Origin of the sequence: Microcystis wesenbergii FACHB-1317, assembly GCF_014696875.1 — a bacterium.
In the GTDB taxonomy this organism is placed as follows: domain Bacteria; phylum Cyanobacteriota; class Cyanobacteriia; order Cyanobacteriales; family Microcystaceae; genus Microcystis; species Microcystis wesenbergii_A.
Genome location: NZ_JACJQV010000235.1, coordinates 1 through 12033, shown reverse-complemented (window position 1 = coordinate 12033; position 12033 = coordinate 1). Strand labels below are relative to the sequence as shown.

10 protein-coding genes, 1 tRNA gene and 1 pseudogene are annotated in these 12033 nt (G+C 37.9%); 10 read left to right on the top strand and 2 right to left on the bottom strand.

Annotated elements, in window-relative coordinates:
* The 3 genes from H6F92_RS24520 to H6F92_RS24515 form a co-directional block, all read left to right on the top strand.
* Positions 1–871, top strand: an 871-nt coding sequence (locus tag H6F92_RS24520; RefSeq protein ID WP_190359834.1) for an IS4 family transposase, incomplete at its 5' end; no start/stop codon positions are given.
* A 15-nt stretch (positions 872–886) separates the two neighbouring features.
* Positions 887–1141, top strand: a complete 255-nt coding sequence (locus H6F92_RS26365; protein WP_338420918.1) for a helix-turn-helix domain-containing protein — start codon at positions 887–889, stop codon at positions 1139–1141.
* Positions 1119–1949 carry a hypothetical protein gene (locus H6F92_RS24515; RefSeq protein WP_016515557.1) on the top strand — a complete coding sequence of 277 codons (831 nt, stop codon included), beginning with the start codon at positions 1119–1121 and terminating at the stop codon, positions 1947–1949. The genes H6F92_RS26365 and H6F92_RS24515 overlap by 23 nt, the downstream gene beginning before the upstream one ends.
* A 9-nt stretch (positions 1950–1958) precedes the next feature.
* Here H6F92_RS24515 and H6F92_RS24510 read toward each other — a convergent pair whose 3' ends face one another.
* A complete protein-coding gene (locus H6F92_RS24510; protein ID WP_190359833.1) occupies positions 1959–2852 on the bottom strand; it encodes a DNA adenine methylase in 894 nt (297 codons plus the stop codon).
* A gap of 199 nt (positions 2853–3051) precedes the next feature.
* Between H6F92_RS24510 and H6F92_RS24505 the strand changes: the two genes are divergently transcribed.
* Positions 3052–3492 (top strand): hypothetical protein, encoded by a 441-nt coding sequence (locus H6F92_RS24505; protein ID WP_190359832.1) that lies wholly within the window; start codon positions 3052–3054, stop codon positions 3490–3492.
* Complete coding sequence (locus tag H6F92_RS24500; RefSeq protein ID WP_190359831.1) at positions 3489–6230, top strand: KGGVGR-motif variant AAA ATPase; 2742 nt, start codon at positions 3489–3491, stop codon at positions 6228–6230. The genes H6F92_RS24505 and H6F92_RS24500 overlap by 4 nt, the downstream gene beginning before the upstream one ends.
* A gap of 390 nt (positions 6231–6620) precedes the next feature.
* Here H6F92_RS24500 and H6F92_RS24495 read toward each other — a convergent pair.
* Positions 6621–6693: transfer RNA gene (locus tag H6F92_RS24495), tRNA-Ile, on the bottom strand.
* Positions 6694–6757: 64 nt separating this feature from the next.
* On the opposite strand from H6F92_RS24495, the gene H6F92_RS24490 reads away from it, so the two are divergent.
* The 5 genes and pseudogenes from H6F92_RS24490 to H6F92_RS24470 all read left to right on the top strand — a co-directional run.
* The gene (locus H6F92_RS24490) at positions 6758–7051 is read left to right on the top strand and encodes a hypothetical protein (protein ID WP_004159404.1); all 294 of its coding nucleotides are present in this window, start codon (positions 6758–6760) and stop codon (positions 7049–7051) included.
* 32 nt (positions 7052–7083) lie between these two features.
* Positions 7084–8418, top strand: a complete 1335-nt coding sequence (locus H6F92_RS24485; protein ID WP_190359830.1) for a hemolysin family protein — start codon at positions 7084–7086, stop codon at positions 8416–8418.
* Positions 8419–8494: 76 nt separating this feature from the next.
* A complete protein-coding gene (gene mltA / locus H6F92_RS24480; RefSeq protein WP_190359829.1) occupies positions 8495–9616 on the top strand; it encodes a murein transglycosylase A in 1122 nt (373 codons plus the stop codon).
* Positions 9617–9814: 198 nt separating this feature from the next.
* Positions 9815–10975: a cyclophane-forming radical SAM/SPASM peptide maturase GrrM/OscB gene (grrM, locus tag H6F92_RS24475; RefSeq protein WP_190359828.1), complete on the top strand. Its 1161-nt coding sequence runs from the start codon at positions 9815–9817 to the stop codon at positions 10973–10975.
* 288 nt (positions 10976–11263) lie between these two features.
* Positions 11264–12033: pseudogene (locus H6F92_RS24470) on the top strand (IS4-like element ISMae7 family transposase); the annotation flags it as partial.

The following is a 12033-nucleotide window of genomic DNA, read 5'->3' as shown; positions in this document are numbered from 1 at the left end:
CGTCATAGATAGAACCGATTGGAAGGGGAGAAATTTATTCGTCGCCAGTGTGATTTGTGGTCGGAGAGCTTTGCCCGTATATTGGGTGTTACTGAATAAAAAAGGAAGTAGCGCTCTCGGGGAACAGAAAAAATTCCTCAAGCCAGTCTTAGGGTTGTTGAAACCCTATCCGCTCGTCGTAATGGGAGACCGTGAATTTCAGTCAGCGCAATTAGGGAAGTGGCTTGACGACAGAGGTGTAGCTTTTATCTTCCGTCAAAAGAAAAGTACCTACACGCGATTGAAAGATGGAGAAAACTATCAAGCCCTTTCCGAGTTAGAACCGAACCGGGGCGAGCGAAACTTCTTTCGGGGAGTGACCCACACGAAAAGCCATGAGATCGAGGGGTTCAACCTAGCAACTTATTGGAAAAGAGGTTATCGAACTAAAGGGTCTAAAGAGCCTTGGTATTTATTGACCAACCTAGAATCTTTAGAGATAACTCTCAAGTTATATAAATCTCGATTCGGGATTGAAGCGATGTTCAAAGATTGTAAAACGGGAGGATATAATCTTGAAAAAACGAAAGTGAGCGAGCCTCGCTTTCTCGCCTTAATTTTATTAATCGCTATCGCTTACTCTTTGAATACAACCCGGGGTCAAAATCTCAAGAAATCGGGAACTCGCGATTATATTTGTCGCTCCAAAGAAGCGAAACGCGGTCCGGAAAGACATAGCGATTTTTGGATAGGTACTTATGGGAGCTTCTGGATCGAGTCGATGGACGCGTACTCGGAACTCGCCTTTTCTTTGATCCGCCTCAAGCCAGGAAAACACCCCGATTTTTCTAGGGGTCTAACGGCTATGCGCCTTATCCAGCAAGCCTTTTAGTCGCCTTGTCACCCCTTGAACAATTTAGCTCAATTTGGCAGATGTTTACATAATGCTCGCATTCAAAAGGGTTTATCCCAAGAAAGGTTGGCCGAAGCGGCCAATTTGGATAGAACTTACATCAGTCTTCTTGAACGTGGTAAAAGGAATCCTTCTTTACTATGCTTGATTTCTTTATGTAGAGCATTAAACATAAGTCTTTCGGAGCTTTTTAACACTATGTCTATAAATTCCGATGTAAATACTGATGATGTCAGAAGATTTGATTAAATTGCTTGAGCAGTTTTTGCATGATAACGAGCTTGAATGGGAATGGTTTGAAAAAATAGAAAGTTTTTGTAAGAGTTATAGTTTGAATATCAAATATATTACAGAAGTTCTCAATGATCCAAAAGTTATTCCTATGATTCGTGGCAAGTTTTTTGAGTTCACTGTACAAGATGAACTGTCAAAAATACTCGCGAATAATTATTTAGTTACTAATCCTCGCTTAAATCCTCAAGCTGGTTCTCACGATATAGATGTAGCTATTATCAATCAAAAAAACGCCAAAAAATACTCTGCTGAATGTAAGTTAGCCAAAAAAGGTAGTTTCCGTCTTCAGGGAGGTATCAGACCTTTTATTGAAGTCAAATGTATGAGATCAAGAACCTTAGGAGACAAAGCGGCAGAACAAAGGTCTAAATTGATAGGAATACCTTCAACAAGCCTCAATATTCACAAAGATCAATATATTGAAACAGATTTTGATTTAGTGATTACATCTCTTGCCAATGCTTTTTTTCAGACCAATTTAGAAACGGGACTATTTGTTTGGAACCCCACACCAAAAGAGCAAATATTTTTAAGCAAAATTAATATTAATAATCAAGAAGAAGCCCTTTTGAAAATGTACGTTGCCAGAAGTAAAGATTTAACAGCAAATCAAACCAATAATATCAAGTGTTCTCGCCAGAAATGCCACGATCACAACTGTAATTTCATCCCTAATTATCCCAAAATTTTCTTTGATGTTAATACGGCTGAACCTCTACAACCATGGCTACCGATAGAAAAAATAGAGGATTTACTTGATTAAAATTAGGAATCAAGATACATCGAATAAACTTAATTGTAGAGGTGTAAATCTTGCAGGTTTCTCAAGATCATAATTAGCAATAAATACCTCCTTGCCCTTGCGTCTTTCACTCTGATAACCATGTTCCAATTTTAAACCATTTTTTTGATCATCAGTTCGATTAATAGTGTAATTCCATTCATTATCTTGTAAAGAAATACACCAATCATACATTTCTCTAATTTCGGAGCAATTATCATAAGTCAAAAGAAATTTAAATCGATGTTGATGTTTTTTCAACTTCTTACATAACCTTTCATGATCTTCTAGACTGAAGAAGCAGGAATAGAATTTATTTTGATCTGCTTGAAAGTAAGGAGGATCGACAAATAAAAAGTAATCATCGGGTAATTGATTGATTAAATCTTCAAAATCTAAACAAGATAAATTGACATTTTGCAGTTTTTCCGAAGTGGTTTTTAGGTGAGAAGGCCAGTTTTCAGGACGCATAGAATACTTATCACCATAGCCCCAATAACAATTTTCAAGTTTCATAATTCCTGAGTAGGAAGTTCTATTTAGATAATACCAACGCATGGCTCTTTCTAGGTCATTGGCTGGTTGAAATTCATTTTTATAATAATTGTGTAATTCCTTGGTAGCGTTTAGACCTTTTAATAATTCAATTAGACTATTAAGATGATCTTTGATATGTCGATAACAGTTCATTAATTCCTCATCTTTGTCATTGAGAATATTCTCTGCTACACTTTCCTTAGCAAAGAATATAGATGCTCCCCCCGCAAAAGGTTCACAATACTTATGGTGACTGGGAAGACAAGCTAAGATTAGCTTACGGGCATAAAATTTACCGCCGGGATAACGAAAAGGAGAATTACTAAGTTTTTTAGCGATTTTAGACATTACCTTTGATTTTAGAGGCTTTTCTTTGAGATTATTTTAACAAAATTACGATATTTTATCTAGGAATGTCAGAGAAGTTCGGTTTTACCGTGGATAACGTGGTAGCGAAGGCAAAAGCGTTGTTAGGTTAATTAAAACTTTGGTTTTGTGGAAAAAGCCCGCGCCAGCGGGTTTTTTTGTGCTAGGATCTAACCCTATCGTGCAAAGGGTTGACTGGGTGATTCCTTTTACAGACAGAGAACTACAAAAAGCATGGAGAGAAAATCAACGAGCGGCAAAGGTCGAAATCAGAACTAACGCTCATCGTTTATTGCTATTTTACTCCGTTGAATGTGGTCTCAAAGCGGTTTTACTGAAAAGACAAAGTAAAGATTGCACCGATTCTTGTCGAGAATTACTTGAAGTGCGGCATGATATAAATAAGTTACTAGACAAACTAGCTGCGGGAGAAAAACTAAAACTTCCCTCACAATTAAGTATGAAACCTTTAAAAAATAATCAAGAGAGAGAGCTTTCTTGCGGTGAAATTAATCAAATGTGGCGATATGGGGGATGCTGTGAAAATATCAAGGATAGTGAATTAGAAAAAAAATTGTTAGATATATTACGTTGGATTGCACAGGAGTTGCAGAGACTATGAGAAGACGGCCATTACTAACTTGGTTTGATATTAAAAGAAAAATTGCTCGCGAAACCGCTAACGGAAATGACTTACCTGATGGTATTGTTAAAATTAGTTGTTTTAGTAGTGCTTTAGAGATTGGTATTCAAAATCAAGATGATCAACCAAAAGCTAACTCAATATTAAAAGAATGGTTCGGAGATTGGTATCAAGAATCAGAACAAATTATTCAGCTAGATATTGATAATGCTTCTATTCCTGTAGAATTTATTTTAATAGATAATAGTTCTGATTTTTCTCCATCGATTCGACCTTTTTGGCAGGAAGTCGCTTATTTAAAAGCAAATAAAGATTCAGAGCAATCGGATAATTTTTTAGCCAATGCTTATCAAGATAAGCCAGAAATTATTGCTTTTTATTCTTTTAAAGGTGGTGTGGGAAGAACCCTACATTTAGCTGCTTATATTCTTGCTCTCTTAGCAAGAGCAAAAGAGATAAATAAACCAGTTAAAATTTTAGTTATTGACTCAGATTTAGAGGCTCCGGGGTTAACCTATTGGCAAAGGAATGAAAATCAAGAGGCAACCGTATCTTTGAGCAATTTTTTAGAAGTTTATCAATATCCCAAGCCATCTCTAGAGGTGGCACTCTCTTGGGTAACTCAAGAAATTAAGAAAACTGCCAAACAGCAAAATAAATCAACTTTATATTTTTTACCAGCTTTTATTGAAGAAGAAGAACTTTTAGATACTCCTATACTGCCAGAAAATTTAGCCAGAAATCCGTCGGGTGCTTGGGAGGTAGGGGATGCAATTCATCAATTAGGGCAAAAATTAGCAGTAGATTATATATTTATTGATTTAAGAGCAGGATTAAGTGAAATTTCTAGCCCAATTTTATTTGACTCTAGAATCCAAAGATTTTTAGTAACAACAGTTAATGAGCAATCTTGGCGAGGTGTCAGGATGGTTTTAGAAAAAATTGGCTTACTAGCTCCCAGTGACTCAAAAGTAAAGGATGATAATTATTATGATCCTTCGATAATTATTAGTTTTTTAACCCCAGAAGTCAGAAATTTATCAGCATTTGAGAATATTTTAGAGCAATTACAGTCGGCTTATGTTCAACCCAAAAATGAGAGTTTATATACTACTAGACTGGATATTAAAGAAACTTATTTCGCCCAAGAGTTACTATATGTTAACAATTGGGACGAAGCTCAAAACAAATTAAGTTCAACTTCCTTGATGGAACTGGCAAGACAATGGGCAGAAGATAAATTATCTAATAATAGCATTGCATCAGCCACACCTTCAGATAACTCCTTAGATGATGTGAAAAAACTCAGGGATACTTGCAATAAATATATTTATGCAGAAAGGGGACAAGGGGAAGATTTACTCATTACCGAGCCATTAAAAAATCTGGCTCGTAATTTTCAAGATAAACTACCTAATGTTATCTCAATTGGTGCTAAAGGTGCGGGAAAAACCTTTAATTATATTCAGCTATCTCGCCTACAGTCTTGGGAAAATTTTTTAAATAAAGTTGATCCTCAAAATCAAGAAAATTCCCGAGAAAATCTCGGTTTAATATTTCCCCTACTACAATCGAAAAAGTTAGATGGAAATGCTAAAAATATTCTCAAGGAAGCTAGAGAAAATGTAATGAAATCAATAGATAATCAAGAATACCATTTTACTGCTTCCGACTTAGAAGATAAAATAACTCAATCCCTATCTAATAAAGATTGGAATGAGGTTAATTGGGCAAATTTTTGGATCAGAGAAATTTCTACTGTGGTGGGTTATAATGATCCCGATACAAATCTTCAGAAACTCAATCATTATCTTCAGGATAAAAATTCAAGAGTTATATTTTTATTCGATGGTTTAGAAGATAATTTTCCTCATATAGCTACGGATAACCAGCAGCAAAAAGCTTTAAAAGCTTTGATTGAAAATTTACCGAATAAGTTGTGGGATATCCGAGACTCTCATATTGGGTTAATAATTTTTCTGCGTCGAGATTTTCTCCAACATATCATCACACAAAACTTGCAACAATTTGAAGGCTTATATCGTGATTATGATCTATCTTGGAATCTAGAATCGTTCATTAAACTTTCCTATTGGCTCTGCATACAATCATCAGTTATTAATGCTCGCTCTCAGGATTTATTCGATTGTTCAATTGAAGATTTAAAAGAAAAATTAGAACTACTTTGGGGCAAAAAATTAGGTTTAGATAATTCCAAAGAAGCTAAGTCAGCCAATTGGATTTTTGCGGCTTTAACTGATTTTAATGGGAGACTGCAAGCTAGGGATATTGTGAGATTTTTGTATTATGCTGCGAATGTTACTGTAGAAAAAACAGAAGAAGTACAATTTCCTAAATGGTCGAATACTAGACTGTTGCCTCCCCAAGCGATTCGACGAGCGCTTGAACCCTGTAGTCAGGAAAAAGTTAGAGAAGCAAAAGAAGAATATCCTATATTTGAAAGCTGGGTACAAAAAAGTTTAACCCAATATAGTGATAAAAAAATTCCTTTTTCTCTAGAACAGTTTGCTCTGGATGCTACTACAGTCAATGTTCTTGAGCAAATGGGAGTAATTTACGAGGACAAGGATAAAGAAGATGCAGTTCGTTATTATATGCCCGAAATATTCCGTGAAGGGTTAGGATTTTCTAGTCAAGGTGCGCGTCCTCGTGTTCTAGCTTTAAAGCGCAAAGTTTTGGGGAAATCAAATTTTTAATGATTCGAGCTGTTTGGCAATGACTAAGTACCTAAGCAAAATTAATTACACATATCTAACCACCTCTTGCCTCTTGCCTCTTGCCTCTTGCCTCTTGCCTCTTGCCTATCTTCACTAGGAAATTAATTTTGCACGACTACTTATATGATTGATTGTTATCAGCTTTTCACAACAGGATTTGCTATTACCCAGCATTGGGGAATTGATTCGTCCAACAAAAAAGCTACACTACTGGGATTCTTGTTTTTTTTTTAGCTTTCCTGAAAAATGAAAAGGATAAAATTAATGATTGTACTTCTGTTCTCAAAGTAGCTGAAAATGGTCAGGTAATCTGTCACCGCCGCCTACTCTAGTGCAGTCAAAGCCGATCACCCGAAGCCATCAAAACTATCCAGGGTGCAGGAGTTGAACCTGCCTAGCACGAATTATGAGTTCGTTGCCTCAACCGCTCGGCCAACCCTGGGTTATACTAATAACTCATTATAGATCGGTAATTACTCTGAACGTGAAAATTCAGCCCCACCAAGATGAAAAAATTTTCAATCAGCACCTCCTTGCAGTTAGGACTCCTTTTGATGGTAGCCATGTTAGCCGCCGGCTTCGGTAGCGGTTGGGTAGCCTATCAATTGGGAATCGCCTCCCTGAAGGGAGTCAGTCAACCGGATATCAACCCCGCTAAAAAGTTTACCAACGATCGCACCAGTTATGGTCGCAATCAAACTTTTATCCCCGTGAAAGAAGAAGAAGTAATTAAAAGAGTGAGAGTTTATATGCAACAACAGAAAAACCAACCGCAATCAAAGGACGAAACCAAAGGATAGGCTTTAAAAAAGGCGAATTTTGCCTTTTCGCTATGGATAATCAGGATTTATTGACTCGTTTAATTTTAGTCTTTTTACTAATCGTCCTCAATGCTTTTTTCGTAGCGGCCGAATTTTCGCTTGTGTCTGTCCGTCGTACCCGCATCAGTCAGCTAGTGGCTGCGGGAGATGTGCCAGCGCAGACGGTACAATCTCTACAAAGAAGTCTCGATCGCTTACTTTCCACTACCCAATTAGGCATCACTCTTTCTAGTTTAGCTTTAGGTTGGATCGGGGAGAGTACCATGACCGTTTTTGTGAGGAAATTACTAAGTTTTTTACCCTTTTCTTTAAACTGGCAAAATCTTCTCTCCCATGGTTTCTCTCTTTGTCTAGCTTTTTTAATCGTTGCCTATCTCCAGATAGTTTTTGGGGAACTTTATCCCAAATCCCTAGCTTTAATTTATGCCGAACCGATGGCGCGATTATTAGCAGCACCTATTGGCGTTATTTCCCGGATTTTTAAGCCTTTTATCGGTACTCTGAACCAATCAACTCGTTTTTTATTGGTTTTAACCCGTATTCCCGAAGTGGATCTACAGCGTTCTAATCGGGTAACTTGCGAGGAATTACAATTAATTATCAGCATGGAAGGGGAATTAACGGGATTAGAAGCAGCGGAAAGGAAAATTTTAAATAATGTCTTCCAGTTTGGCGAAATCACTGCTGCGGAAATCATGGTTCCCCATAACCGTTTAATAGCTATTCCCTCGACCGCAACTTTTGAGGAATTATTGCTCAACGTGGTTAACAGTGGCTATTCTTGTTATCCTGTGGCAGGAGATTCTGGTGATGATATCCGTGGTCTGATCGATTTTAAAGATTTAGCTTTACCCCTTGTCGAAGGTCAGTTAAATTTAACAACCCCGATTAAACCTTGGTTAAAACCTGTGCGTTTTTTCCCCGAAACTACCCCTTTAAATGAATTACTGATAGTGATGCAGGAATCATCCTTAAAGATGGTTATCATTGTGGATGAATTTGGCAGAACAGCCGGTTTATTAACCCTGAAAGATTTAATCGGCGAGATTCTAGGAACTTTTCCCCCTAGTGATCAATCAGGAACAGTGGAATATCAACTCCTCGATGAATCGACTTTTCTCGTACAAGCACAAATGAATTTAGAGGACGTGAACAAAGCATTAAATTTAAGTTTACCCTTGGCCGATGAATACCAAACCCTAGCTGGTTTTGTCCTCCATCATTGGCAAAAAATACCGAAGGTGGGAGAACAATTATATTACCAAAATTTAGAATTTACCATCATTTCTAAGGTCGGCCCTCGCTTGGAACAAATTAAGATTTATCGGCAACAACTATCCTCATGATATAAACAAGAAACAACTTTTCTCATTTATCCTTCTTGATTGTTAATCGAGTCAATAGCTGCCCATTCCTATCACCATGAAACACCTTTTGACAATCCTCCCCCTCAGCTTGGGATTAATTGCCCTCACCCCCGCAAATTTGCCCCTAGAACGCCTTGAAATCTCACAATTGGGAACATCTACGGGATACGATGAACGACTGCTAACGGACAAAAAAACCCTACTACAAGCGATCGATCATAGTTTACGTTATCTGAATAGCTCGGCGGCGATCCGCGCCTATGAAAATTATCCTATTCCTGAAATAACTCGTCAGCGAGTGCAGCGTTCCTTAGTACGGTTTCGTCAATTAGTGCAGAATTCTCCCACTCCCGCAGCTCTACAAAAGGCAGTTAAAAAAGAATTTATTTGGTATCGTTCTTTAGGTAATGATAGCCAGGGAAATGTTAAATTTACTGGTTATTTTGAGCCAATTTATCAAGCAAGTCGGCAAAAAAACGCCGAGTATAAATATCCTCTTTATCGCCGACCTGCTAACTTTTCTCGCTGGTCTAAACCCCATCCAGCTAGGGTAGAATTAGAGGGAAAAGATGGTTTACTAGGGGAAAATAGCCGTCTGGCAGGATACGAATTAGTCTGGTTAAAAGATCGCTTAGAAGCTTATTTAGTTCATGTGCAAGGTTCGGCGAAATTACGTTTACCTAAGGGTCAAATTATGAGCATTGGTTTTGATGGCAACACCGAGCATCCCTACACAAGTCTGGGAAAAGAAATGATTGCCGATGGTATTTTTCCCGCCGAGGGTTTAACCTTACCAATGGTTTTGGATTTTCTCAGAAGTAATCCTGAGCAATTAAAGAATTATATCCCCCGCAATAATCGGTTTATTTTCTTTCGAGAAACCCACGGTGCGCCTCCCACTGGTAGTATTGGAGTTCCAGTTTTACCAGAAAGATCGATCGCTACAGATAAAAGTATTTTTCCCCCCGGCGCTTTAGCAGTAATTGAGACAGAAATTCCCCAAGGAAATCTTAATAAAAAATTAGTGAGTCGCTATGTTCTCGATCAAGATACTGGCAGCGCAATTAAAGGTACTGGGAGGGTAGATATTTTTATGGGAACAGGAAAAAATGCTGGCGAGAGAGCCGGTTTAATTAATACTCCGGGTCAATTATATTATTTATTATTGAGGGAATAGGAAATAGTATAGGTAGAATTAAGATAGACTTCCCAGAATCAGTTATCATACTTAAGTAGGGAGGCACAATTATTTGTAGGATGGGTTAGCGGTAGCGTCAACTATGCGGGCGTTGGGTTTCATGCTTCAACCCAACCTACGTTCATCTTATATTTAATTCCACCCACCCACTTAAGGGAGAATATTAAAAATAGAATGATGGAAAAAAACAGAAATATAGATTGGTCGGATTGTGGTCCAATTACCTTGGTAGTCGTGCAGCCGACCTCTTTTTGTAATCTCAATTGTGATTACTGTTATTTACCCGATCGCCATTTAAAAAATACCCTATCCTTAGATTTAATCGAGCCGATTTTTCAGAGGGTTTTTAGTAGTCGTTTTCTCCAAAATGATTTTACCATTTGCTGGCACGCAGGCGAACCCTTAGCAGTTCCCATTAGTTTTTATGAAAGTGCCTTTGCTAAAATTGCGGAAGTTAGCGAGAAATATAATCAGCAGGGTTACTGTTTTCGTTATTCGGTACAAACTAACGCCACTTATATTAACGACGCTTGGTGTCAATTATTTAAAAAGCATGATGTTTATGTGGGAGTTAGTCTTGATGGACCAGCTTTTATTCACGATATCCACCGGCAAAACCGTAAGGGAACTGGCAGTCATGCTGCTACTATGCGGGGGATTTCTTTCTTGCAAAAACATAAAATTGATGTCAGTATCATCGCTGTTTTAACAGAAGATTCCCTCGACTATCCCGACGAAATTTTTAACTTTTTTTGGGATCATGGCCTTACCGATGTGGCTTTTAATATGGAAGAAACCGAGGGTATTCATTCGCAATCTTCCTTGGATAAATTAGGCATTGAACAACGTTATCGCCAGTTTATTGCCAGATTTTGGGAGTTAGTCACGGCCAAACAAGGAGAATTTAAGCTGCGGGAATTTGAATCGATCTGTAGTTTGATTTATGCCGATGAACGCTTAGAAAATACCGATATGAATCGACCTTTTATGATTGTCAATTTTGATAATCAAGGTAATTTTTCCACCTTTGATCCAGAATTACTATCGATTAAAACCCAACCCTACGGCGATTTTATCTTTGGTAATGTTTTGAGCGATTCCCTAGAATCTATCTGTGAAACCGAGAAATTTCAACAAATTTACGCTGATATGCGCGGTGGAGTCGATTTATGTCGGCAAAAATGCGATTATTTTGGGGTTTGTGGGGGTGGTGCCGGTAGTAACAAATATTGGGAAAATGGCACTTTCAACTCCACAGATACTAAAGCCTGTTTATACCGGATTAAGTGTATCACCGATATAGTTCTTGATCGCCTAGAAAATTTATTAGAAGTTTAAATATTTTTTTAGCTATCAGTAAACAGTAATCAGTAATCAGTTATCAGTTAAGTAGCTGGTTATAATTAAATTAAAAATGGATTTTAGGTTCGATCCCCCCTGCCCCCCTTGATAAGGGGGGTGCCGATAGGCGGGGGGATCCCCCCTTAATCCCCCCTTAATCCCCCCTTAATAAGCTATCCATTAGTCAGATCTTTCTTAACAAAAAGAGAAGAAACTTAAAAAAAGGGGAAACGATTGATAGGTATAGTTTTGAAAGAAGGAATTAAGGTGGAGGTAAGCAAAAAAATGGAGAAATGGGCAGCCCAAGAATTACAGTATGCAGACCTAGGGGACACCAGAAGAAAGAAAAGGTTAATCAGTATCGTAGAAAACTTGGCCAGCCAACCTAGTACAAGTGTGCCACAAGCTTCGGGAAATCTAGCCGCAGCGAGTGCCACCTACGACTTTTGGAATTCCCCCTATTTTCACCCCTCAGATATAATTGCCGCCCAAGCTAAAAGTACAGTAGAAAGAATCAAAGAACATCCAATAGTTTTGGCAGTGCAAGACACAACAAGTTTAGACTTTACGACCCAAAAAGCCAAAAAAGGAATGGGTTATCTAGATTATAAAAAATCCTTTGGTCTCAAAGTTCATACCACATTAGGAGTGTCAGGACAAGGAATACCTTTAGGACTGATTAATCAATATGTCTGGGCAAGAGAAGAAAAGAATTTAGGGATTGCCAAGCAACGCAAAAAAAGAGAAACTCAAGAAAAAGAAAGTCAAAGATGGTTAGATTCTTTATCAGAAACACAGCAACAAATACCCGAAGATATTCAAGTCGTAACAATCGGAGATTGTGAGGCAGACATATTTGATTTATTTGCCCAATCAAGAAGTCCTAACTCTCATTTATTAATTCGAGGAACTCATAACCGAAAAGTTAACTATCTCGAAGACAAGCAAAGGTCAGGGCATCCAGAGACTAAATATTTACATCAATCCATCAGAGAAATAAAAGCCTGTGGTAGCCTAGATGTGCAAGTAAAACGCAATCCTAATCACGAGGCTAG

What these genes read in the sequence shown, in the direction of transcription:
- H6F92_RS24515 (WP_016515557.1), top strand. Translation starts at nt 1,119, where the DNA reads ATGATGTCAGAAGATTTGATTAAATTGCTTGAGCAGTTTTTGCATGAT.
- H6F92_RS24510 (WP_190359833.1), bottom strand. Translation starts at nt 2,852, where the DNA reads ATGTCTAAAATCGCTAAAAAACTTAGTAATTCTCCTTTTCGTTATCCC.
- H6F92_RS24500 (WP_190359831.1), top strand. Translation starts at nt 3,489, where the DNA reads ATGAGAAGACGGCCATTACTAACTTGGTTTGATATTAAAAGAAAAATT.
- H6F92_RS24490 (WP_004159404.1), top strand. Translation starts at nt 6,758, where the DNA reads ATGAAAAAATTTTCAATCAGCACCTCCTTGCAGTTAGGACTCCTTTTG.
- H6F92_RS24485 (WP_190359830.1), top strand. Translation starts at nt 7,084, where the DNA reads ATGGATAATCAGGATTTATTGACTCGTTTAATTTTAGTCTTTTTACTA.
- mltA (WP_190359829.1), top strand. Translation starts at nt 8,495, where the DNA reads ATGAAACACCTTTTGACAATCCTCCCCCTCAGCTTGGGATTAATTGCC.
- grrM (WP_190359828.1), top strand. Translation starts at nt 9,815, where the DNA reads ATGGAAAAAAACAGAAATATAGATTGGTCGGATTGTGGTCCAATTACC.